This is a genomic window from Microbacterium suaedae (assembly GCF_003254645.1).
In the GTDB taxonomy this organism is placed as follows: Bacteria; Actinomycetota; Actinomycetes; order Actinomycetales; family Microbacteriaceae; genus Microbacterium; species Microbacterium suaedae.
Map to the genome: position 1 here is coordinate 266,598 of NZ_PNFD01000003.1, position 21,981 is coordinate 288,578.

General features: G+C 68.5%; 22 protein-coding genes. 9 read left to right on the forward strand and 13 right to left on the reverse strand.

Going from position 1 to position 21,981, the window contains the following annotated elements; genetic code table 11:
• Positions 1-15 precede the first annotated feature (15 nt).
• Positions 16-912, forward strand: coding sequence for an EamA family transporter (locus C0012_RS10770; protein WP_110589978.1), 897 nt, complete (start codon positions 16-18; stop codon positions 910-912).
• 105 nt (positions 913-1,017) lie between these two features.
• Here C0012_RS10770 and C0012_RS10775 read toward each other — a convergent pair whose 3' ends face one another.
• From C0012_RS10775 to C0012_RS10785, 3 genes are all read right to left on the reverse strand, one after another.
• Entirely contained in the window at positions 1,018-1,770 is a 753-nt protein-coding gene (locus C0012_RS10775) for an SDR family oxidoreductase (protein ID WP_110589979.1), read from the reverse strand.
• A gap of 110 nt (positions 1,771-1,880) precedes the next feature.
• Positions 1,881-3,071: a thiolase family protein gene (locus tag C0012_RS10780; RefSeq protein ID WP_110589980.1), complete on the reverse strand. Its 1,191-nt coding sequence runs from the start codon at positions 3,069-3,071 to the stop codon at positions 1,881-1,883.
• Between the two features lie 293 nt (positions 3,072-3,364).
• Positions 3,365-5,518: a chorismate-binding protein gene (locus tag C0012_RS10785; RefSeq protein ID WP_110589981.1), complete on the reverse strand. Its 2,154-nt coding sequence runs from the start codon at positions 5,516-5,518 to the stop codon at positions 3,365-3,367.
• Positions 5,519-5,661: 143 nt separating this feature from the next.
• On the opposite strand from C0012_RS10785, the gene C0012_RS10790 reads away from it, so the two are divergent.
• Positions 5,662-6,438 (forward strand): aminotransferase class IV family protein, encoded by a 777-nt coding sequence (locus tag C0012_RS10790; RefSeq protein ID WP_110589982.1) that lies wholly within the window; start codon positions 5,662-5,664, stop codon positions 6,436-6,438.
• Between the two features lie 79 nt (positions 6,439-6,517).
• On the opposite strand, the gene C0012_RS10795 is transcribed toward C0012_RS10790, so the two are convergent.
• The 3 genes from C0012_RS10795 to C0012_RS10805 form a co-directional block, all read right to left on the reverse strand.
• Positions 6,518-6,997 (reverse strand): small multi-drug export protein, encoded by a 480-nt coding sequence (locus C0012_RS10795; protein ID WP_110589983.1) that lies wholly within the window; start codon positions 6,995-6,997, stop codon positions 6,518-6,520.
• Between the two features lie 72 nt (positions 6,998-7,069).
• Entirely contained in the window at positions 7,070-8,017 is a 948-nt protein-coding gene (locus tag C0012_RS10800) for a CPBP family intramembrane glutamic endopeptidase (RefSeq protein ID WP_162621926.1), read from the reverse strand.
• A 142-nt stretch (positions 8,018-8,159) separates the two neighbouring features.
• A complete protein-coding gene (locus C0012_RS10805) occupies positions 8,160-9,710 on the reverse strand; it encodes a SulP family inorganic anion transporter (protein ID WP_110589985.1) in 1,551 nt (516 codons plus the stop codon).
• Positions 9,711-9,874: 164 nt separating this feature from the next.
• Here C0012_RS10805 and C0012_RS10810 point away from each other — a divergent pair, with 164 nt between their 5' ends.
• On the forward strand, positions 9,875-10,246 hold the full coding sequence (locus C0012_RS10810; protein ID WP_232527888.1) for a MerR family transcriptional regulator: 372 nt from the start codon (positions 9,875-9,877) through the stop codon (positions 10,244-10,246).
• On the opposite strand, the gene C0012_RS10815 is transcribed toward C0012_RS10810, so the two are convergent.
• Positions 10,221-11,462 (reverse strand): MFS transporter, encoded by a 1,242-nt coding sequence (locus C0012_RS10815; protein WP_232527889.1) that lies wholly within the window; start codon positions 11,460-11,462, stop codon positions 10,221-10,223. The two genes, C0012_RS10810 and C0012_RS10815, sit on opposite strands and share 26 nt — an antisense overlap.
• 117 nt (positions 11,463-11,579) lie before the next feature.
• Between C0012_RS10815 and C0012_RS10820 the strand changes: the two genes are divergently transcribed.
• Genes C0012_RS10820 through C0012_RS10830 form a run of 3 tightly spaced genes read left to right on the forward strand, consistent with a single transcriptional unit; the run spans position 11,580 to position 15,774 of the window.
• On the forward strand, positions 11,580-13,682 hold the full coding sequence (locus C0012_RS10820) for a HelD family protein (protein WP_110589986.1): 2,103 nt from the start codon (positions 11,580-11,582) through the stop codon (positions 13,680-13,682).
• Positions 13,683-13,700: 18 nt separating this feature from the next.
• A complete protein-coding gene (locus tag C0012_RS10825; protein ID WP_110589987.1) occupies positions 13,701-15,341 on the forward strand; it encodes a peptide chain release factor 3 in 1,641 nt (546 codons plus the stop codon).
• On the forward strand, positions 15,322-15,774 hold the full coding sequence (locus C0012_RS10830) for a hypothetical protein (protein WP_110589988.1): 453 nt from the start codon (positions 15,322-15,324) through the stop codon (positions 15,772-15,774). Before C0012_RS10825 ends, C0012_RS10830 begins: the two co-directional genes overlap by 20 nt.
• A gap of 4 nt (positions 15,775-15,778) precedes the next feature.
• Here C0012_RS10830 and C0012_RS10835 read toward each other — a convergent pair whose 3' ends face one another.
• From C0012_RS10835 to rpsF, 6 genes are all read right to left on the reverse strand, one after another.
• Positions 15,779-16,069: a hypothetical protein gene (locus C0012_RS10835; protein WP_110589989.1), complete on the reverse strand. Its 291-nt coding sequence runs from the start codon at positions 16,067-16,069 to the stop codon at positions 15,779-15,781.
• 49 nt (positions 16,070-16,118) lie between these two features.
• A complete protein-coding gene (gene dnaB / locus C0012_RS10840) occupies positions 16,119-17,501 on the reverse strand; it encodes a replicative DNA helicase (RefSeq protein ID WP_232527890.1) in 1,383 nt (460 codons plus the stop codon).
• A 432-nt stretch (positions 17,502-17,933) separates the two neighbouring features.
• Entirely contained in the window at positions 17,934-18,389 is a 456-nt protein-coding gene (gene rplI, locus C0012_RS10845) for a 50S ribosomal protein L9 (RefSeq protein ID WP_110588149.1), read from the reverse strand.
• Between the two features lie 9 nt (positions 18,390-18,398).
• Positions 18,399-18,653 carry a 30S ribosomal protein S18 gene (rpsR, locus tag C0012_RS10850; RefSeq protein ID WP_110588148.1) on the reverse strand — a complete coding sequence of 85 codons (255 nt, stop codon included), beginning with the start codon at positions 18,651-18,653 and terminating at the stop codon, positions 18,399-18,401.
• A gap of 28 nt (positions 18,654-18,681) precedes the next feature.
• Positions 18,682-19,206 (reverse strand): single-stranded DNA-binding protein, encoded by a 525-nt coding sequence (locus C0012_RS10855; RefSeq protein WP_110588147.1) that lies wholly within the window; start codon positions 19,204-19,206, stop codon positions 18,682-18,684.
• Between the two features lie 10 nt (positions 19,207-19,216).
• Positions 19,217-19,561 (reverse strand): 30S ribosomal protein S6, encoded by a 345-nt coding sequence (gene rpsF, locus C0012_RS10860; protein ID WP_110588178.1) that lies wholly within the window; start codon positions 19,559-19,561, stop codon positions 19,217-19,219.
• Positions 19,562-19,857: 296 nt separating this feature from the next.
• On the opposite strand from rpsF, the gene C0012_RS10865 reads away from it, so the two are divergent.
• The 3 genes from C0012_RS10865 (at position 19,858) to C0012_RS10875 (ending at position 21,868) form a co-directional block, all read left to right on the forward strand.
• Positions 19,858-21,087, forward strand: a complete 1,230-nt coding sequence (locus C0012_RS10865; protein ID WP_110588177.1) for a mechanosensitive ion channel — start codon at positions 19,858-19,860, stop codon at positions 21,085-21,087.
• Positions 21,088-21,186: 99 nt separating this feature from the next.
• Positions 21,187-21,534, forward strand: coding sequence for a DUF488 domain-containing protein (locus C0012_RS10870; RefSeq protein ID WP_110588146.1), 348 nt, complete (start codon positions 21,187-21,189; stop codon positions 21,532-21,534).
• 109 nt (positions 21,535-21,643) lie between these two features.
• Positions 21,644-21,868, forward strand: a complete 225-nt coding sequence (locus C0012_RS10875; protein WP_110588145.1) for a hypothetical protein — start codon at positions 21,644-21,646, stop codon at positions 21,866-21,868.
• Positions 21,869-21,981 lie beyond the last annotated feature (113 nt).

Below are 21,981 nucleotides of genomic sequence, written 5' to 3' on the forward strand. Positions count from 1 at the left end.
CGCGAACCTGGATCCATGACCCGCACCGCCACCCTCCTGCTGGCCGCGTTCGCGACGGCGACATGGGGAACCACCTACGCCGTCACGACCGAGCTGCTTCCGCCAGGCCACCCCCATTTCGCTGCTCTCATGCGGGCACTGCCCGCCGGGATCCTCGCGATCGCGATCTCGCGCACGCTGCCGCGCGGATCCTGGTGGGGCAAGGCCTTCGCGCTCGGGGCGCTGAACATCGGGGCGTTCTTCCCCCTCCTGTTCATCGCGGCGGAACGCCTGCCCGGCGGCGTCGCGGGCGCGGCGGCGGGGGTCGGCCCCCTCGCCGCGATCCTGCTCGGTGGGCTGCTGCTCGGCGAGCGGATCCGCGCCGTATCGATCGCGATCGCCGCCGCGGGTGCCGGCGGCGTCGCGCTCGTCGCGCTGGGCCCGGCGACAGGCCTCGATCCTCTGGGGCTGCTGGCGGCCATCGCCGGCGCGGGGGTGATGGCGCTCGGCACGGTGCTGACGAAGAAGTGGGGGCGCCCCGAGGGCGTGAGTGCGCTCGCCTTCGCGGGGTGGCAGCTCACGGCGGGTGGCCTCGTACTGCTGCCGATCTTCCTCGTGTTCGACAGCGTGCCGACGACGATCGACGCGGGCGGGATCGCCGGCTATCTCTGGCTCGCGCTCGTCGGCGGCCTCCTCGCCTATGCGCTCTGGTTCCGCGGCGTGCAGCGACTGCCGATCGCCGCATCGGGGCTGTTGCCGACGCTCTCGCCCCTCGTCGCAGCGGCGCTCGGGATCGGCCTGCTGGGAGAGAGTTTTACTCTCGCGCAGACGGCTGGGTTTGTTCTCGCGATCGCGGCCCTCGTGGCGGGGCAGCTCTGGGCAGCACGGCCTCGGCGCGGCACGGCGGCGCGCCCGATCCCGGCCACCCCCTGACGCCCCCCAACACAACGCAGTCAATCTGCACGCCCGAACGCGCGGAACCCGGTTCCGCAGCCGATCCCGGCGAAATCTCCTGCGTTGTGTTGGGGTGGCGGCCGACTACCGCGGCCCCATCCGCAGGGCGCCGTCCATGCGGAGCGTCTCGCCGTTGAGATAGTCGTGCTGCGCGAGCATGACGACGAGCTGCGCGTACTCGTCCGGGCGCGCGAGGCGCTGCGGGAACGGCACGGTCTCTTCGAGCGACCGGCGCACCTCGTCGCCGAGGGAGGCGAGCATCGGGGTGTCGACGATGCCGGGGGCGATCGTGTTCACGCGGATCCCGGATCGTGCGAGGTCGCGCGCCGCGGCGATCGTCATCGACACGACGCCGCCCTTTGACGCCGCGTAGGCGATCTGCCCGATCTGCCCCTCGTAGGCGGCTACCGAGGCCGTGTTGACGACGAGACCGCGCTGCCCGTGCTCGTCGGCCTCGCCGCCCGCGATCACCTCGGCGGCGAGCCGCAGCACGTTGAACGTGCCGACGAGATTGACGTCTATCGCACGCCGGAAGGTGTCGAGGTCGTGAGGTCCGTGAGAGGAGAGGATCCGGCGGGCCGGAGCGATGCCCGCACAGTTGACGACGAGCCGCAGCCCGCCCTCCGCTGCGGCGAGCGCGGCCGCGACCTCGTCTTCGTCCGTCACGTCCGCGGCGACGTAGGTGACGCCGCGCGGCGGATCCCCCGCCCGCTCGATCGCCGCCGGGAGGTCGGCCCCGACCACGCGCATCCCCTCGTCCGCGAGACGTTTCGCCGTCGCGGCTCCGAGCCCGGATGCCGCCCCCGTCACGAAGGCCGCCGATCCCGTCAGTTCCATGTTCGCCCCTTCCTCATCCGTCCAGCGCGGAGAGCGCCTGGCCCCCGCCGGAATACATCGCCGCCACGGCATACCCGATACCTCGGCGCCGAAGATTCATCGCCTCGACATCACCCGTCCCACCGCCGCAACAGCGCTGCCAGCGCCTGACCCCCACCGATACACATCGTCACCACGGCATACTCGAGATCCCGGCGCCGCAGATCCATCGCCGCACGCACCGTGAGGATCGCCCCCGTGGCTCCGACCGGGTGGCCGAGGGCGATAGCGCCGCCATACGGATTCACCCGCTCGGGGTCGAGACCCGCATCGCGGATCACGGCGACCGCCTGCGCGGCGAACGCCTCGTTCAGCTCGACGACGTCGACGTCTCCGGGGCCGAGTCCGGTCTGCCGCCACAGGCGTTCAAGAGCGATGACGGGCGCATAGCCCATGATCTCCGGCTCGATGCCCGCGGTGGCGACGGCCTCGATCGTCGCGAGTCCGCGGGTCCCGCGCTCGCGTGCATCGGACTCCCGCAGGAGCACGGTGGCCGCCGCGCCATCGTTGATGCCCGAGGAGTTCCCGGCGGTGACGGATCCGCCCTCGCGGAAAGCCGGGCGCAGGCCGGCGAGGACCTCGAGGCTCGTATCAGGCCGGGGATGTTCGTCGGCCGCGATGTCGACGGGGTGCCGTCCGCCCGAGGAGACGGGAACGATCTCCTCGGCGAAGGCGCCCCGGGCCTCCGCCGACGCCGCGCGCCGCTGACTCTCGACCGCGAACTCGTCCTGCTCTCGCCGCGAGACGCCGTAGCGATCCGCGACGTTCTCCGCCGTCGATCCGATGTGGTGGCCCGAGAACGGGTCGGTCAGGATCGCGAGCGTGCCGTCGCGCAGCGTACGATCGCCGAGGCGGTTGTTCCCGCGCGCCTCGTAGTCGAGGAACGGCGTGCGCGACATGCTCTCGTCGCCACCCGCGACGACGACGTCGACTCCACCCCAGAGCAGCTCCTGCGCGCCCGACCAGATCGCCTGCAGACCGGATCCGCAGAGCCGGTTGACGGTGAACGCCGGCACGCGGGTCGACAGTCCGGCTTCGAGGGCGACGCGGCGCGCGTTGTACGCATCGGGACCGATCTGGGCGATGCAGCCCATGACGACCTCGCCGACATCATCGCCGTCGATCCCGCTTCGGCGCAGGGCCTCCGTCGTCGCGCGGGCCCCGAGGACATGGGCCGGGACGTCCCGGAACGCCCCTCCGAAGGATCCGACCGGCGTGCGTGCGCCCGCCGCGATGACGATCCGCTCGCGCGCGTCTGCCATCGTCGCCCTCCTCGTCGTGGGTTCGTCGGCTCCAGCGTACGCCGCCCCAACACAACGCAGTCGATTCGGCCGGCTCGGTTGCGCGCAATCGGTTCCGCAAGCTGCGGCGGCGGAAATCGAGTGCGTCGTGTTGGGGCGGTCTCCGCGCCGCAGGGCGTCACTTCCCCGCCCGGGAGCCCTCGTCGCCGCACGATGCGCCAACACGACGCAGTCAATCCTGTCGACCGGAGCCGGCGCAATCGGTTCAATCGGCGATGAACGCTCGAATCGACTGCGTCGTGTTGGGGCGAGCGTCAGACGAAGGGGTGGGTGCGGCCGAAGGCGCGGAGGAGCGGCGTGCTCTTGGCGACCGTCTCGTCGGCCTCGGCGTCGGGATCGCTGTCGTAGGTGATGGCACCGCCCGTGCCGATCGTCACCTCGCCGTCCGCCGCGACGGCCGTGCGGATGACGACCGACAGGTCGACCGATCCGCACCGCGAGAAGTACCCGACCACGCCCGAATAGGCCCCGCGCGGCGCGGCCTCGAGCGCGTCAAGCATCTCGACCGTGCGCCTCTTCGGCGCGCCCGTCATCGAACCGGGTGGGAACAACGCCTCGGCGGCACGCACGCCGACGGCGTCACGCGGCAGCAGCTCAGAGCGGACGGACGTCACAAGCTGGTGGACGGTCGCGTAGCTCTCGACCGCCATGAGCGACGGAACCGTCACCGTGCCCGGCGCGCTGATCCGGCCGAGGTCGTTGCGCAGCAGATCGACGATCATGAGGTTCTCGGCGCGGGTCTTCGGATCCACGGCGAGCGCACGCGCGACGTCCGCGTCGGCCTCCGGATCCGCGACACGGCGGGCCGTGCCCTTGATCGGCTTCGTCTCGGCCCATCCGGCGCTCGTGACGGCGAGGAACCGCTCGGGCGAGCACGACATCACCTCGCGCCCCGGGAGGCGGAGGAACGCGGCGTACGGGGCGGGGTTCGTCCGGCGCAGGCGCCGATACGCGTCGAGGGCGGGCCCGTCGTGCGGAAATCGCAGGGTGTAGGTGTAGCACGCCTCGTACGAGTCGCCCGCCGCAAGCCACGTGCGCACGACGGAGAGGTCGCGGAGGTACTGCGATCGTGTGACGGTGGCGTCGGCGGGAGCGGGATCCGCGGTCTCGCTCCCCGACGATGGGGATCCGTGTTCGCGGCTCGCCCCGTCGCCGCGAGTGGTGCGCGGCGTCGCGACGGGGTCTCCGGACCCGCTCGCCCCCTGCGGATCTGCATCGCACGTCGAGAGGATCCGCTCCCGCGCAGCCGCGATCCACCCTCGGGCCTCGCGCTCGTCCTCAGGCGGCCCCGCGGCGACGACGTGGATCCGTTCCTCGAGGTGATCGACGACAACGAACCTGCTGAGGTGCACGAGCTGCGCGTCGGGCGTCGCGGACGCGCGCGCTCGCCCGATGGCCTTCGCTCCGTATCCGATGGATCCGACGTATCCGCCGACGAATGGCAGATCGTCCCGGGGCTCGACGGGATGCGCGTCCATGCGATCGGCGAGGACGTCCCAGACATCGGATCCGATCTCCTCCCCGTCGAGGCGCACGACGCCCTCGGCCGCGCGGAAATCGATGACGTGATCCCGCGGGCCCTCGGGCGTGCCCAGGATCGAGAACCGCCCCATGCCGTACGCCTGCTGCGCGCTATCGAGCCAAACGGCGACGGGCGCGGCGCCGTACAGGTCGACGAAGAGCCGCTCGGTATCCCCCTGTCGCTCGACCGCCTCCGACCAGACCCGCCACGCGCCACGCGGATGCTCACTCACCGCCTCCGGCGCCCGCCCCTCGCTCCGAGACCTCGGAGGCTCCGCGAACACCGGAAGATCCGGGCCTTCCGTGGGTACATCGCTCGCGAGGAATGCCTCGATCATGCGCGCGCCGTGGCCGGATCCGATCGACTCGGGATGGAACTGCACGCCGTACCACCCGCGTTCGGCGACCTCGCCCGCCATCGGCAGGCCATCGCGCGAACGCGCCGTGATGCGCATCGGCGCAGGCTCGTCGACGACGAGCGAGTGGTAGCGCACGGCTTCGAACCGCTCGGGCACGCCCGCGAACAGCGTGGATCCGTCGTGGGTCACGGTCTCGACGACGCCGTGCGCGGGACGAGGTGCGGGCACGACGCGACCGCCGAGCGCGACCGCCATCTCCTGGAATCCGAGGCACACGCCGAGCACGGGCACTCGCGCACGACGCAGGATCTCGAGCCCCGCACCGACGTCGCCCGCGTGGTGGGGCGTCCCCGGCCCCGGGCCGAGAACGATGTGGGTGTATTCGGCGAGCGCTCCGAGATCGACGGCGTCGCTCTGCACGAGATGGGGGCGATCGCCCGTCACCGCCCAGATGAGCTGCTCGATGCTGCCCGTGTACGAGTCGTGGTTGTCGACGAGGAGCACGCGGGGCCGCTGCGCTGTCGTCATCCGTCCATTCTGCCGGTGCGCCCGGCCCGCCCCGCAACACTGGCGCAGTCAATCCGTGCGCCGGGCGGCCGATACCGGGGTTTTCGCAGTGGGGCCGCCCCGATCGACTGCGTTGTGTTGCGGGCAGGTGCGACACTGGCGCTATGCAGCAGATCGACGGCGGCCCGGTGGATCCGGCCGACCTCCAGGCGCTGGCCCTCACGGGGCTGGGGCACTTCACGACGATGCTCGTGCAGGACGGCCGCGTGCGCGGGCTCGACCTCCACCTCGCACGGCTCGTCGCCGACGCGCGCGCTCTCTTCGACGCAGACCTCGACGAGGACGTCATACGCCAGCGGATCCGCTCGGCGATCGCCGACGAGCCCGCCGCGGTCGTCGTGCGCGTGACGATCTTCGATCCCGCGCTCACGCTGACGCATCCGGGCGCGGACGCGCACCCGCGGATCCTCGTCTCCCCGCGCCCCGCGCCCTCGGCGAGCCCCGCTCCGATGCGCGTGCGGACGACGAGCTTCGGGCGTCAGACCCCCGAGATCAAGCACACGGGCCTGTTCGGATCCCTGTATCAGCGCCGGGTCGCACAGCGCGCCGGTTTCGACGATGCCCTCTTCGTCGACGACGACGGGATCCTCTCGGAGGGGCCCACCTGGAACATCGGTTTCATCGCGGGCGACGAGATCGTGTGGGCCGACGGCGACGCCCTGCCCGGCGTGACGCGGGCGCTGCTCGCCGACGTCGCGGGCGGGCGCACCGCGGCGGTTCGCGTGGACGAGCTCGCGGGGATGGACGCCGCGTTCGCGACGAGCTCGGGCGTGGGGATCCGGCCGATCGCGTCGATCGACGAGAGCGCGTGGCCGACCGACCACCCGGCGTTCGAACGGCTCCGCGCGGCCTACGCCGCGATCCCCGGCACCCCCCTCTGACCCTTCATTTCTGGCACGTCCCTTCACGTACTCCCATACGAGGATGTGCCAGGAATGAGGGGTTGAGGATCTGCCCGCGTCAGAAGCGGCCGGCGAGCTCGACGCCGCCGAGCGCGAGGAACGCGAAGATGACGCCCCAGAGGATGATCGAGATGATCTGCCAGAAGATCACCCGGTTCTTCGGGGCGCCGAAGCCGACGATCATCGCCGAGGTGATCTGGCTCGGCAGCACCGCCTGGCCGAGCAGGCTCACGCCGGCGACGCCGTACTTGTCGAAGCGGTCCTTGAGCTTCTGACGACGCGGCGAGAGCTCCTGCGGCGCGCTGTTCTTCGTCGCCGCCACGCGGATGCGGTGCGCCGAGAGCACGAAGATCAGCATCGAGACGACGTTGCCCACGACGGCGGCCGCGACCGCGAGCACGGGCGGAACGCCCGCGAGGATGCCGATGAAGGATCCGAAGTATGACTCAACAAAAGGGATCGCGCCCAGGAGGATCAGCCCGAGCCACTGGACGGCGGCAGGAAGCGATTCGGTGAAGCTCTGGAGGGATTCGATCATGTCTCTATCCCACCTGCTCGAGGATCCCGGCACCTCCCCCTCGCGGTGGATTCCGACTCCGCCGAAAGGATGTCAGGCGCCGCGCGGATCCCTCTTCGGCGTCCAGTCCGGCCCGGGACGGAAGGCGCGTGCAGCCAGCAGGATCGCGATGAGCGCGGCCATGAGGATCCATCCGGGCACCCCGAGCGCCGTGCCGAGCAGCGGATCCATCTCGGGCGTCGCCCAGAACAGCGGAAAGACGAAGGTCGCGTTGAGGGCGCCGTGGCCGATCGCCGCCGGCCACACGCTGCGCGTGAAGTACCTGCTCCACTGCAGCAGGACGCCGACGATCACCGTGAAGACGCACATCCACACGATTCCGAGAGCGTCGGTGCGCCCGAAGTTGTAGCCGAGCAGGATGATGGGCGCGTGCCAGAGGCCCCAGACGATGCCGATCACGAGCGCCGACGGCCAGAACCCCAGCGGCGACAGGGCCGTCGTGAGATACCCGCGCCAGCCGAGCTCCTCCCCGAAGGCCGTGGCCGACGCCATGACGACGCCGAGCGGCAGCGAGAGGAATTGCATGACGACGTACAGCTGCACGTCGGTCGTCCCGAACGCCGCGAGCTGCGCTTCGAGGCCCGACAGCGTTCCGTCGATCTCGGCCCATCCGAGGGCTGCGGCGAGAAACATCGCCCCGAAGGCGATGGCGAGGAACACGACCGGCCAGAGCAGGAAGAGCCAGATCTTCCGCGCGATCGGCCGGAACGGAAGCAGGCCGAGATACCGCGCACGCGCCCCCTTCGGCACTGTCGCGAACGTGACGACGAGGGCGGCGATCGTGGGCGTCGCCATGAGCCCGGCCGCGAGGATCCGGAAGAGAGGAGACGCGAGACCGTCGCCGAGCCACAGCGGCAGGCACACCGCCCACCCGAGAACGACGGCGATCGCAAGGAAGACGGCGACGGATCCCCAGGGGACGCGCGTGGGCGGGATCCCGGGGCGGGAATCGTACGGCGAGAAGAGGTCGGTCGCGTTCATGACCTCATCGTTGCGCCGCCGGATCTCCCCCGCATCCGCCGTGCGGGGGAGATCGGTGGACGGAATCTTCCGGCATCGCCGGACCGGATCCGCCGGGTGCGGATTCCGGCACCCGCGGATCCGGGCTTGACGCTCTGGGCAGTCAGTGCCCGGCGCCGAGACCTCCGGACAGGCGCCGGTGGATGTCGCCCGACGCGTCTTCGATGCCCTCGATGACGACGTACTTGTCGTGGTGCTCGTACTTCGTGACGACCGCATCGAGCGCGGCCACGGTCGATGCGTCCCACACGTGCGACTGCGACATGTCGATGACGATGCGGTCGGGGTCGTCGGCGTACTCGAACTGCGTCGTGAGGTCGTTGCTCGACGCGAAGAACAGCTCGCCGACGACCGTGTAGCGCGCGGTCGGCACCTGTGCGTCGGCGTCGACGACGCGGGTGACACTGACGAAGTGCGCGACGCGACGCGCGAACATCACCATGGCGGTGAGCACGCCGAGCACCACACCGATCGCGAGGTTATCGGTCAGGACGGTCGCGATGACCGTGATGATCATGACGGCCGTCTCGCTCTTCGGCATCATCTTGAGCGTCGACGGGCGCACGCTGTGCCAGTCGAAGGTCAGGAACGCCACGACGATCATGACGGCGACGAGCGCTGCCATCGGGATGACCGCGAGCACATCGCCCAGCGCGACGACGAGGATCAGCAGGAACACGCCCGCGAGGAACGTCGAGATGCGCGTGCGTGCGCCCGAGGCCTTCACGTTGATCATCGTCTGGCCGATCATGGCGCAGCCGCCCATGCCACCGAACATGCCCGAGAGCACGTTGGCGATCCCCTGGCCGACGGCCTCGCGCGGCTTGCGCGAGTGCGTGTCGGTGATGTCGTCGACGAGCTTCGCCGTCATGAGCGACTCGAGGATGCCCACGACCGCAAGCGCGAGCGCGTACGGGGCGATGATCTGCAGCGTCTCGAACGTGAACGGCACATCGGGGAAGAAGAGCGCCGGGAGGCTCTCGGGCAGGTCGCCCTGGTCACCGACCGTCGGAACGTCGATGCCGAGGGCCACGACGGCCGCCGTGATGACGACGATCGCGATGAGCGGCGCCGGGATCACCTTGAGGATCTTCGGGGCGAGCACGATGATCACGAGACCGACGACGACGAGCGGATACACCATCCACGGCACACCGTGCCAGGTCCAGTCGTGGTTGTCGAGGCCGAGCTGCGGCAGCTGCGACATGAAGATGAGGATGCCGAGCGCGTTAACGAAGCCGACCATGACGGATCGCGGGATGAAGCGCATGAGCTTCGCGACGCCGATTGCGCCGAGCACGATCTGGAGGAGACCGCCGAGCAGCACCGTCGCGATGAGGTAATCGAGGCCGTACTCGCGGGCGACGGGCGCGACGACGAGAGCGATCGCGCCCGTCGCGGCCGTGATCATCGCGGGGCGGCCGCCGACGAACGCGATCGCCACCGCCATGACGAACGACGAGAACAGGCCGACCCGCGGATCCACGCCCGCGATGATCGAGAAGGCGATCGCCTCGGGAATGAGGGCGACAGCGACAACGAGGCCGGCGAGCACCTCGCGCGTCAGGATGCGCGGGCTCTTGAGTGCTTGCAGCACCGTGGGTTCGATGCGATAGCGGGACGCGGGGTCCTTCGCGGGGGTGACCGTGGTCATGCGACTCCTTGGCATGGTGGCGGGGACAGAGACGGGAATTTCCGAGCGCACCATTGCGCGGATCGCCGACACAGGTCGGCACGGAAGAATGGGAGGTCGGCCCGAACGGGCCACGATGAGGCTACCGTAACGTGAGGGTAGAGTTCAAGACGATGGGAATCCCGATGACGAACACGGCTGTCATGCACATCGGCGAGCTCGCCGACCGTACGGGCCTCTCGCTGCGGACGATCCGGCATTACGACGAGATCGGCCTGGTCAAGCCGTCGGGTCGCTCGGACGGCGGTTTCCGCGAGTACAGCGCGAGCGACCTCGGTCGCCTGATGCTGATCCGCCGCATGAAACCCCTCGGCTACAGCCTCGAGCAGATGGCCGAGCTGCTCTCCGTGATCGACGCCCGTGCCGCCGGCGAGAGCTCGCCCGAGGAGGAGGAGTCGCTCGCGCGCTTCCGCGCCGACGCGGACACGCGGCGCGCGAAGCTGGCCGCCCAGCTTGAGATGGCCGACGAGTTCATCGAGGAACTGGCGACCCGCTAGGCCCACGCCGACGCGGCGCGCGTACGAAGACCCCCGCGACGATGACCGCGGCGGGGATCACGGCCAGCGCGATCGACGGCGTCACAAAACCACCCGCCATCTCGCGACCGTACGCGAGCACGAACGGTCCGAGCGCCGACGCCCCCAGCGAGACGACGCCCGCGAAGCCGCGAATCTGGCCGATGTGCTTCGTGCCGAAATAGCGCACGAAGGTTGCCGCTTCCATGCCGCGGAGACTCCCTCCCGCGCTCCCGAGCACGAGCCCGTAGAGAATCGCTCGCCACCCCGGCTCGACGAACGATACGAGCAGCAGCGCCCCGCCCATCGCGAGCATCGCCGCGACGATGATGATCCGCGGATTCACGCGATCGACGAGGGCGCCGACGAGAACGGTCGCGAGGAGGGCCGTCACCGTTTGGGGGAGGAAGTTCGCGGCGGCCTCCCACGGCTCGAGACCCTGTTCGCCGAGGAGCGCGATCTGGTGGAACTGCAGTGCCGTGCCGAGCATCGAAGTCGTCGCCACCGCGAGCGAGAGCACCCAGAACATCCCCGTGCGCACCGCCTCGCCGACTGTCCACTCCTCCTCGTCGCGATGGGCCGCGACGTGATCGGCATGATCGACTCGTCGACGAAAGAACATCGCGGCCGGCACGACGACGGCAAGCACGATGAGGGCCTCCCAGCGCCACGCGGCACGGATCCCGACGGCGTCGATCAACCGTTCGATCCCAATCGGCGCAAGGGAGATCCCTGCCGACCCGATCGCCGTCGACAGCCCCAGCGCGAGACCGCGTCGTGAGGAGATCGCCCGCGCGACCGCTGTCGTCACCGCGAGGGAAAGAGCGCCCTGACCCGCCATCCGGACACCGACGAAGCCCGCGGTGAGCCCGAAAACCTCGGTGACGAAGCTGAGACCGACCAGGAATGCGGCCAGCGCGCACGCGATCACAATGAGGACAGTGCGGGGGCTCCACCGGTCGGACGCGCGGCCGATGATCGGCTGCGCGGCGGCGCCAGTCAGCGTGCCGACGAGATAGCTCAACGAGATCTGCGTGCGATCGATGCCGACCTCGGCGATGAGAGGATCCGTGAAGACCGAGAGCCCGGCCGTTTGCCCCGGAACGGTCATGGCTGAGATCGCGCCGGCCGCGAGGACGATCGCGAGCCAGAGCGCTCCCCGAGGTCCCGACGGACGGGATGCGCCGGCACTGGCCACGACGGGATCCCCTTTCGTTGCGTGAGCGCCTCAACCGGCAACCCTCACGCTCTGTTAGCGTGAGTCTCTCGCACCGAGTATCCCGGCGAGAGCAGCCCGACCCGGAGGGAGAAACCGATGGCGCACGGAGACGCCGAGGCAGAAGAACGCACTCGACTCGCGAGCACCCTCTCCACCCTACGCGCGGTGCGCGAGAAGGCGGATCGGGCGGTGAACGCGACGGCAACCAATCTCGAGGAGCACACTGAGTTCCTCTGGGAGCACCGCCGGGACATGGACGGATCCGAGAAGGCCGCGCTCCGCGCAGCCCTCGACGTGACCGTGTCACAGGGCGAGAACGCCGTGCATCTGCGCGACCGGCTCGACCGACTGATCGACTCGCCCTATTTCGGCCGCGTCGACTTCCGCGACGACCGCACGGATCGCGTACAGGGCCACTACCTCGGAGTGCACACGTTCCGCGACCCCGATTCCCGCGACATCCTCGTGCACGACTGGCGTGCCCCGGTTTCGAGCCTGTATTACGACGTCGAGCACGGCGAGGCTGCCTATCGTGCCCCTGAAGGCGTGCGCACGGGCAGCGTCGAGAGCAAGCGCCAGTACCGGATCCGCGACGGCGAGCTCGAGTACATGCTCGAGAGCGACATCAACATCGGCGACGACATTCTGCAGCGCGAGCTCAGCCGCTCGGCCGACGACAAGATGAAGAACATCGTCTCGACGATCCAGCGCGAGCAGAACGCCGTCATCCGCGACGAATCGTCAGACATCCTGATCCTCCAGGGCGCGGCTGGCTCGGGCAAGACGTCGATCGCCCTGCACCGCGTCGCTTTCCTGCTCTACCGCTTCAAGGACACGCTCTCCTCCGAGAACGTCGCCGTCCTGTCGCCGAACCGGGTCTTCGGCGACTACATCTCGAACGTCCTCCCCGAGCTGGGCGAGGAGAACATCGCCGAGCTGCGGTTCGATGACATCGCCGACCGCTTCCTGCGCCGCGTCACGACCTATCAGAGCTTCGCGCAGCAGGTCGACGCGATCCTCGAGGGCATCGATGACCAGACGCGCGAGCGGATCCGATACAAGGCGACGGGCGACTTCGTCGATGAGCTGGAAACGTGGATCCGCGAGAGCGCGACGATGTTCCGACCCGCCGACGTTGGGCGGCGCGGCGGGCGCGTGGCGGCCGACACGGTCGCCGAGAACTTCGACGCGCTCCGATTCCTCCCGATCTTCGAGCGCCTCGACCGCACGGCCGAGCAGGTCATCGCCCCTCTGAAGAACCAGATCACCGACCGCCATGGGAGATGGGCGGCGGCCGACAGCACCGCCGTGCGCAAGGCCGTGCGCGAGATGTTCCCGTTCCGCACTCCGCTCGAGCTGTACGCGGCGTTCTACGATCACCCCGATCGCGCGGGGTTCTTCGTGCGTCCGAACAAGAAGATGCTCGAGTTCGCCGACGTCTTTCCGGTCGTCCTCACGGCGCTCGCTTCGGAACGACACGACACCTTCTCCGACATCCGCCATCTCGTCGTCGATGAGATGCAGGACTACACCCCCGTGCAGTACGCCGTCCTGCGACGACTGTTCTCGTGCCGGATGACGATCCTCGGCGACGCGAACCAGTCTGTGAACCCGCTCACCTCGTCGACGTCGGCATCGATCCACCGGATCTTTCCCGAAGCGAACACGCTCGAACTGCGCAAGAGCTATCGATCGACGATCGAGATCGCCGAGTTCGCGCAGGGAATCTCGCGAAATGAGGGGCTCGTCCCGATCGAACGTCACGGCGCCGCGCCGACGATCACACCGTGCGCCGACGCCGACGAAGAGCTCGATCAGATCGCGGATCTCGTTCGCCGCCGCGTATCCGAGGGTGCGAAGTCGATCGGCATCGTCTGCAAGACCGCCGCCGAGGCCGCGAGCACTCACGCGGGTCTGGCCGACCGGGGGATCACAGCGACCCTGCTCGACGCCGGCAGCGACGTGTTCGCAGAGGGCGTCGTCATCGCCACGGCGCACATCGCGAAGGGGCTCGAATTCGACGCGGTCCTCGTCCCGCACGTCAACCACGACAACTACGCTCGCGACATCGATCGCAGCATGCTGTACATCGCGTGCACCCGGGCGATGCACACACTCGACCTCACGCACACCGGTGCGCGTTCGCCGCTGCTGGCCTTCGCCGATTCCGAGGAGACCCGAGAACTTACCGTTACGTGAGGGTAGAGTCGGGTGCGTATGACAGCTCTCCCCGAGTCCCACCAGATCGAGCGCGAGGCGCGACGTCGTCGCGCAATCGCCGTGATCTCGCATCCCGACGCGGGCAAGTCGACCCTGACCGAGGCACTGCTCCTGCACGCGAATGCCATCGGCACGGCGGGAGCCGTGCACGGCAAGCGGGGGCGCACGGGGACGGTTTCCGACTGGATGTCGATGGAACGCGAACGCGGGATCTCCATCACATCGACCGTCATCCAGTTCGACGTGGATGGCACCCTCGTCAACCTCGTTGACACACCCGGTCACGCCGATTTCTCGGAAGACACCTACAGGGTACTGTCCGTCGTCGACGCCGTCGTCATGCTGATCGATGCGGCGAAGGGCATCGAATCGCAGACGAAGAAGCTGTTCGACGTGTGCTTCGCGCGCGGCATCCCGATCATCACGATGGTCAACAAGTGGGATCGTCCCGGCAGGGATCCTCTCGATCTCATCGATGAGATCCGCGATCGCACCGGGCTGATCTGCGCGCCCATCACGTGGCCCGTCGGGCTCTCTGGTGACTTCCAGGGTCTCCTCGACCCCCTGTCACACGACGTCACGCGGCACGAGAACGCGCACGGCGGTGGCGCGAAAACCCAGCGGAAGACGCTGTCGGCGACGGACGCCTCAACGTCGCTCGGCGACGACTGGCGCACGGCCGTCGAGGAGGTGGATCTCGTGGCCGCGGACGGCGGCAGGTTCGACGACGATGCCTTCCGTGCCGGACACCAGACGCCGCTGTTCTTCGGAGCGGCAGTGCGCAACGTCGGCGTCGACGAACTGCTCGACTTCGTGGTGTCTCGGGCACCTCATCCGGGCGCCTGGCAATCGCTCGATGCCCACCGCCGGCCGGTCGACAGCCCGTTCAGCGGTTACGTGTTCAAGGTGCAGACGGGCATGGATCCCGCGCACCGCGACCGGATCGCCTTCATGCGAATCTGCTCGGGCGTCTTCGAGCGCGGCATGACAGTGACGCATCAGCGCACGGGCCGACCGTTCGCCACGAAGTACTCGCAGCAGGTCTTCGGCCGCGAGCGGCACACCGCAGATATCGGGTGGCCGGGCGACGTCATCGGGCTCGTGAACGCGACAGCTCTGCAGCCCGGCGACACCCTCTTCGTCGACCAGCCGGTCGAGTATCCGGGCCTGCCGCGTTTCGCCCCCGAGCACTTCCGCATCGCCACCCCCGCCGACACGAGTCGAGGCAAGCAGTTCCGCAAGGGCGTCGAACAGCTCGACGAGGAGGGCGTCGTGCAGGTCCTTACCTCGGAGAGGCGCGGGCCGGGGCGGCCGATCCTTGCGGCCGTCGGCCCGATGCAGTTCGAAACCTTCGCTCGACGCATGGTCGACGACTTCCGCAGCCCGATCCACACCGAGACGCTCGCCTACTCCCTCGCCTGCACGCTCGACGAGGGAGAGCCCGGCGACCTCGAGCGCACGTCAGGCGTCGAGGTGGCACGGCGCGCCGACGGCACGCCTCTTGTCCTGGTGCGCGACAAGTGGCGTCTGCGCACGCTCGATCGCGATGCGCCGGGTGTTTCGGTCACACCGCTGAGCGGAACGGTAACGACTCAGACGACACAGAGAGGGCAGCCCCATGCCACAGCATCCACTTGAGTCCGAGGACTTTTCGATCGTGCAGGACCACCTGGTCACCAGGGTCACCCTGCTCGCCCAGTCCGGCGTGGGCGACGACGAGTGGGACCGGGAGCTCCTTGCCGTCCGCCGCGACGCAGGAGCCACCTGGGGCCACCACGTGGCGTTTCTGCTCGACGTGACACTCGCCCGCTTCGCGGCGTTGGCGCAACGCGAACTGGGCGGCGTCATCGATGACGAGTGGTGCGCAGCTTTCGTGGTCGCCGTCTCAGATCAGGACCATCTCGTCGCCGACGAGCTCTGGGCATCTGCGAACCACGCCGTCGATGTGCGCGAGGACGGCCTCCTCGCGACGACGACCGCGCTACGGAGCATCATCCCAAGGATTCCCTTGGCGCCGACCGACCTGAGCAACGAGCTACCACCGGAGTACTATCCCGCCGTGGCGTCGTAGCCCGTCACCTCGCGGGCGGGATCCGCCCGTTGTGCCGAACGAGCACGACCAGCGGCGGGACGAGCGCGAGCATCACGAAACCGATCGCGTTGAACGGATTCCCGAAGCTCATGAGCACGCCACCGACGGCGAGCGCGATGAATCCGACGGTGCGCTGCGTCTTCGCGCGGCTCGTGTCGGTGACGGCCCTGCCGACGTAGGGGATCCGCACGCCGCCGTTCTCGCGCACGAGGGTGACCGCCGCGACCGTCAGAACGACACTCGCGATGACGACGATGACGAACCCGAGGCTCATGGCCCCATCCTGTCACCGGCGCGGCGCGGGGGCCATGCATTCGGCGGAGCTACTCGCCGCCGAACCCACCATCCATGTGCACCATGTCGTGGAAGCGGCTGTAGTGGCCCTGGAACGCGACCGCGATGTCGGCCGTGGGGCCATTGCGGTGCTTGGCGACGATGAGGTCGGCCTCGCCCGGTCGGGTCTGCTTGTCGTAGACCTCGTCACGGTGGAGGAGGATCACCATGTCTGCGTCCTGCTCGATCGATCCCGATTCGCGGAGGTCGCTGACCATGGGCCGCTTGTCCTGGCGCTGCTCGGATCCACGGTTCAGCTGCGACAGCGCGATGACCGGCACCTGCAGCTCCTTCGCCATGAGCTTGAGCGCGCGAGAGAACTCCGAGACCTCCTGCTGACGCGACTCGACCTTCTTGCCGCTCGTGAGCAGCTGCAGGTAGTCGATCACGATCATGCGCAGGCCGACGCGCTGCTTGAGGCGGCGGCACTTGGCTCGGATCTCGACGAGCGTCATGTTCGCGCTGTCGTCGACGTAAAGCGGGGCGTCGTTGATGCGACCGCGAGTCGACGCGAGGGTCGTCCAGTCGCGGGAATCGAGATCGCCCTTACGCAGCTTCTGCAGGGGGATCTGCCCCTCGGCGCTGAGCAGGCGCATCGCGATCTCGGTCCGGCCCATCTCGAGCGAGAAGAAGATTGCAGGCTGGTTGTGCGTGATCGCAGACGCGCGCGCGAAGTCGAGAGCCAACGTCGACTTACCCATCGCAGGCCTCGCGGCGACGACGATCATCTGACCGCCGTGGAGACCGTTCGTGAGTTCGTCGAGCTCGGTGAACCCGGTGGGCACGCCCGTCATCTCGCCATCGCGACCCTTGGCGACCTCGATCTCCTCGACGGCGGCGGAGATCGCCGTCTCGAGCGGCACGTAGTCCTCTGACTGCTCCTGCCCCGTGACGGCGTACACCTCGGCCTGCGCCTGGTTGACGAGCTCGGTCGCCTCGCCCTCGCCGTCGTAGCCCATCTGCACGATGCGGGTACCCGCATCGACGAGGCGACGCAGGAGCGCACGCTCCTGCACGATCGACGCGTAGTAGCCGGCATTCGCCGCGGTCGGAACGATCGAGGTGAGCGAGTGCAGATAGTCGACGCCGCCGGCCCGCTGCAGATCGCCCGTCTTCATCAGCTCGTCGGTGACGGCGATGACGTCGGTGGGCTCGCCGTGCGAGTACAGCGAGAGGATCGCGTCGAAGATCACCTCGTGCTTCGGGATGTAGAAATCGGCTCCGCGAAGCGTCTCGACGACGTCGGCCACGGCATCCTTCGAGAGCAGCATGCCGCCAAGCGTCGACTGCTCGGAGAGGAGGTCATGCGGGGGCGTGCGCTCAGACTCGCGCCCGCCGCCCAGCCGTTCGGCTACGACGTCGTTGATCGACACAGACTCTCCTCCTCCGCGGGTGGACCGCCCGCACACAGCGGCGCACGAAGCCGCTGTGACCATGTCAGCAGAAACCCCTGACATTCCTCCGGGCACCCCGACCGGTGCCGACGGTTCACCCTAGGCGCCGCCGCACGCACCCCTCAATGCTGCCTGTGGATAACTCTGTGGAGAGTCCTGGGTAAAACGCCGGAGAAGCTGTGGACCGCGGGTGTGGAGAACTGGGGATCACGCCCCATCCAAGCCGGAAGAAAACCAGCTTGACCAGGTTTTCATTTCGCTCACACCCTGTGGAATGAGGTGTGATTAAACCACCCCTTGAGACTTGAACATTCAGGGGAGCATGTGGATGGATTCGCGGGCCCAGGCCGCGAAGACGCGCGAAGCGGCGCCGCCCCGCGAGGGGCGGCGCCGCTTCGACAGCCTCGGTCGTTACTTCTTGAGAGCGACGACCTGCAGGGTGATGACGGCGCTCACGTCGTCGTGCAGACGGACGAGTGCCTCGTGATCACCCACGGCCTTGATCGGCGAGGGGATCGTGACGCGACGCTTGTCGAGCTCGCCGAGCCCGGCAGCCGACACGGCCGCCACGACATCTGCGGGCCCCACCGAACCGAACAGGCGGCCCTCGGTACCGGCCTTGACCGTCACCTTGACGCGAGCCTGCTCAAGCTGCTGCTTGAGCGTTTCGGCCTCTTCGTGAGTCGCGATCGCGCGCGCCTCGCGGGCCGCGCGGATCTGATCGACCTGCTTCTGGCCACCGCGGGTCCACGCCACAGCGAAACCCTGGGGGATGAGGTAGTTGCGGGCGTACCCGTCCTTGACCTCGATCACGTCTCCGGCGCTGCCCAGGCCGTCGACCTCATGCGTGAGAATCAGCTTCGACATGGGTTCTCCTTAGCGGCCAGCGCCCGCGTACGGGAGAAGAGCCATCTCACGCGCGTTCTTGATCGCGCGAGCGATGAGGCGCTGCTCCTGCACCGACACACCGGTGATACGACGGGCGCGGATCTTGCCGCGCTCCGAGATGAACTTGCGAAGGGTGGCGACATCCTTGTAATCGATGACACCGACCCGGATGTGCTTCGCGGGGGCGGCGTTCTTGCCACCCTTGCGCGGCTTGCGGCGGTCGCCGCTCGACTTTCCAGCCATTGTGGGTCCTTACGAAAATGAAGTGTTTCTAGAACGGAGTGTCGTCAGAGAACGACCCCGGGGTGCTCCACGCATCGGCGCCCGTCGAACCGGGCGTCGCCCAGGGCTCTCCGGCCGACTGCGGGGCCTGCTGACCACCGGGCACCTGAGCGGGTGCGTTTCCGCCGCCCCGGCCATAGCTCCCGCTGCTGGCGGCGCGCGTGACCTGAGCGGTCGCGTACCGCAGCGACGGGCCGATCTCCTGGACGTCCAGCTCGATCGACGTGCGCTTCTCGCCCTCGCGCGTCTCGTAGTTGCGCTGACGGAGGTTGCCCTGCGCGATCACGCGCATGCCCTTCGTCATCGAACCCGCGACGTGCTCGGCGAAGTCGCGCCAGACGCTGGCTCGCAGGAACAGGGCTTCGCCGTCCTTCCACTCGTTCGACTGTCGGTCGAACGTGCGCGGAGTCGACGCGATCGTGAAGTTCGCGACCGGCACGCCGGACTGCGTGTACCGCAGCTCGGGGTCGGCCGTCAGGTTGCCCACGACGGTGATGACGGTTTCGCCTGCCATGCGATCAGCCTCAGGCCTTCGCCGCCGACTTGCGCGCGGCCTTTGCCTCGGCCCGCTTGGCCTCGGAGGCGACCATCGCGATGGCCTCTTCCGCGCGAAGGATCTTGGTGCGGATCACGTCGTCGGCAAGACCGAGCTGTCGGTCGAGCTCCTGCGTGGCCTCGCTCGTCGCGGTGAAGTCGACGACGGCGTAGATGCCCTCGTTCTTCTTCTGGATCTCGTAGGCGAACTTGCGCTTGCCCCAGATGTCCACGTTCTCGATCGTGCCCTCGGCATCGGTGATGACCTTGAGGTACTTGTCGAGGTACGCGGGAACCTGGCGCTCGTCCACCTCAGGCTGGATGATCACCATCATCTCGTACTGGTGCGTGTGCGTCACTGTCCCACCTCCTTCGGACTCGAACGGGCGCCGGGTATCTCCCGACGCCAGGAGGGTGTGTTGCACGTCGCCTGCTGCTCACTCCGAACGGAGGAACGACAGACAACCGGCACAGTCTATCGAACAGGCCACCCCGAAGCGAATCCGCCATCCTGCGACAGCCGCAGAGAACCACCCCTGCCCCCTGTGCAAATGCTGGCAGTATCGCTAGTGTCTGCCGTGCACGAGCGTTGCGCAGCAACGCGCTTCACCCGAGAGGCAAGGAGTCGATCGTGAATTTCGCAGACATTGACTGGATGGGCATCCTCGGCAAGATCGCCCTCGCAGTCGTCATCATCGCGGTGACATGGATCATCGCAGGCATCGTCCGATGGGCCATCGGGAAGCTCGTCAATCGGGTCGAGTTCCTGCAGCGCCAAGGCAATGACGGCAAGGCCGTCGGCGACTCTGTCGGTTCGATCGCCTCGCTGCTCATCTGGCTCTTCGGCCTGATGGCCGTCCTCCAGGTGTTCGCCCTCACGCAAGTGCTGGCGCCGATCCAGAACCTGCTCAACACCGTGCTCGGGTTCCTCCCGAACATCATCGGAGCCGTCTTCGTCTTCGTGATCGGCTTCGTGCTGGCGAGGATCGTCCGGCAGCTCATCGAGACCGCGCTCGGCGCCGTCAACTTCTCGAAGCTCACGCAGAAGGCCAAGTCGGGCGCGAACGCGGTCGTCGGCGAGGCAAGCGGAAAGGGATCCGCTGAGCAGACGGCGGACACCGACACCCCCGCCGCCCCGTCGAAGATCCCGGGCATCATCGGCAACCTCGTGTTCGCCGTGATCCTCATCGTCGTGGCAATCGCCGCGCTGCAGATCCTCGGGATCTCGGCAATCTCCGAGCCTGCCGAACAGATGCTCGGCATGTTCCTCGCGGCGCTGCCGGCCATCGTCACGGCCGCGCTGATCCTCGGACTCGGCTATCTGATCTCGTCGTTCCTCGGCGGCCTTCTCGATACGACACTGTCGGGCCTCGGCGTCGACCGTTCGATCGCGAAGCTCGAGATCCTCCCGCAGGGAGCGAGTGCGTCGACGGTCATCACCCGCATCGTGCAGGTCGCGATCATGGTGTTCTTCGCGATCATGGCGACGCGCGCCCTCGGGTTCCCCGAGGTCACGAACATCCTCAACGAGGTGCTCGAGCTCGGCGGCAGGGTCGTCTTCGGCGGAGCGATCATCGCGGCGGGCTTCCTCATCGCGAACCTGATTGCGAAGCTCGTCGGATCGTCGACGGTCTCGAATGTGCTCAAGTGGGCGACGATCGCGCTCTTCACGGCGATGGGCCTGAGCTACATGGGCATCGCCGACGAGATCATCACGCTCGCCTTCGGCGCCGTCGTCGTCGGCGGCGCGCTGGCCGCGGCCCTCGCCTACGGGCTCGGCGGCCGCGAGGCGGCGGCGAAGTCGCTCGAGAAGCTGCAGGCGAAGAAGGCCGAGGCACCGCAGACGCCCCCGCAGGCGTAGTCGGATTCGGCAGCGCGCGGCCCGGTCTCCTCGCGAGGCCGGGCCGCGTCGCGTCCGGGGCATCGACGGCGCCCGACATCCCGCAGTACGCTCGCGGACATGGGAGAGGTGCGGATCCGGCGCGCATACGACGCCGCGGGGCCGAACGACGGCTTCCGCGTGCTCGTCGACCGGCTGTGGCCGCGCGGGATCTCGAAGGAGCGCGCCGCGCTCGACGCCTGGATGAAGGACGTCGCCCCGACGCCCGAGCTGCGCCGCTGGTGGGATCACGACCCCGATCGGCTCGACGAGTTCGCCTCCCGCTACGACGCCGAGCTCGACGAGAACCCCGCCGCCGACGAGCTGCGCGCGACGATCGACGCGCACGCGGTCGTCACCCTCGTCTACGGGGCGAGGGATCCGCAGGTCAACCACGCAGCCGTGCTGCGCGACTATCTCGCCGGGTGATCACAGACCACGATGCACCCACAACGCGCCGTCGGCGAGCAGCGGCGTCTCCCCGCCTGCCAGAGCAAGGGGTGTTGCCAACAGGCCAGGGCGCTCATAGCCTGCTGTCATGTCCGCAGTCGTGCTCGGAACCGTGATCTTCGCCGCCATCGTGCTCGGACTGCTCCTGATCGTCGGGGTCGTGCTCGCGATCGTGCTGGGGCGGGCCTCGAGAACCACAGACTCGAGCGAGCGGACCGCCTACCCGCCCGCGGAGGAGCAGCTGAATCCCCAGGCGTTCCAGCCCCCTGCGGTGGGGATTCCCGGTGGGGATTCGGGCGGCATCACGCCCTGACGGTCGAGCCTGAGGCCCTCATCTCGCTGTCCACGGCCTCGGCGGACATCTCTTCTCCGTCGAGTCCGTCAGGCGCTCCGCGCACCCGCCGGGCGAATCCTGGCCGAACACTG

Bases quoted from the DNA above. Each gene is read 5' to 3' on its own strand.
- C0012_RS10770 (WP_110589978.1), top strand. From the start codon at position 16: ATGACCCGCACCGCCACCCTCCTGCTGGCCGCGTTCGCGACGGCGACA.
- C0012_RS10775 (WP_110589979.1), bottom strand. From the start codon at position 1,770: ATGGAACTGACGGGATCGGCGGCCTTCGTGACGGGGGCGGCATCCGGG.
- C0012_RS10780 (WP_110589980.1), bottom strand. From the start codon at position 3,071: ATGGCAGACGCGCGCGAGCGGATCGTCATCGCGGCGGGCGCACGCACG.
- C0012_RS10785 (WP_110589981.1), bottom strand. From the start codon at position 5,518: ATGACGACAGCGCAGCGGCCCCGCGTGCTCCTCGTCGACAACCACGAC.
- C0012_RS10790 (WP_110589982.1), top strand. From the start codon at position 5,662: ATGCAGCAGATCGACGGCGGCCCGGTGGATCCGGCCGACCTCCAGGCG.
- C0012_RS10795 (WP_110589983.1), bottom strand. From the start codon at position 6,997: ATGATCGAATCCCTCCAGAGCTTCACCGAATCGCTTCCTGCCGCCGTC.
- C0012_RS10800 (WP_162621926.1), bottom strand. From the start codon at position 8,017: ATGAACGCGACCGACCTCTTCTCGCCGTACGATTCCCGCCCCGGGATC.
- C0012_RS10805 (WP_110589985.1), bottom strand. From the start codon at position 9,710: ATGACCACGGTCACCCCCGCGAAGGACCCCGCGTCCCGCTATCGCATC.
- C0012_RS10810 (WP_232527888.1), top strand. From the start codon at position 9,875: ATGACGAACACGGCTGTCATGCACATCGGCGAGCTCGCCGACCGTACG.
- C0012_RS10820 (WP_110589986.1), top strand. From the start codon at position 11,580: ATGGCGCACGGAGACGCCGAGGCAGAAGAACGCACTCGACTCGCGAGC.
- C0012_RS10825 (WP_110589987.1), top strand. From the start codon at position 13,701: ATGACAGCTCTCCCCGAGTCCCACCAGATCGAGCGCGAGGCGCGACGT.
- C0012_RS10830 (WP_110589988.1), top strand. From the start codon at position 15,322: ATGCCACAGCATCCACTTGAGTCCGAGGACTTTTCGATCGTGCAGGAC.
- C0012_RS10835 (WP_110589989.1), bottom strand. From the start codon at position 16,069: ATGAGCCTCGGGTTCGTCATCGTCGTCATCGCGAGTGTCGTTCTGACG.
- rplI (WP_110588149.1), bottom strand. From the start codon at position 18,389: ATGTCGAAGCTGATTCTCACGCATGAGGTCGACGGCCTGGGCAGCGCC.
- rpsR (WP_110588148.1), bottom strand. From the start codon at position 18,653: ATGGCTGGAAAGTCGAGCGGCGACCGCCGCAAGCCGCGCAAGGGTGGC.
- C0012_RS10855 (WP_110588147.1), bottom strand. From the start codon at position 19,206: ATGGCAGGCGAAACCGTCATCACCGTCGTGGGCAACCTGACGGCCGAC.
- rpsF (WP_110588178.1), bottom strand. From the start codon at position 19,561: ATGATGGTGATCATCCAGCCTGAGGTGGACGAGCGCCAGGTTCCCGCG.
- C0012_RS10870 (WP_110588146.1), top strand. From the start codon at position 21,187: ATGGGAGAGGTGCGGATCCGGCGCGCATACGACGCCGCGGGGCCGAAC.
- C0012_RS10875 (WP_110588145.1), top strand. From the start codon at position 21,644: ATGTCCGCAGTCGTGCTCGGAACCGTGATCTTCGCCGCCATCGTGCTC.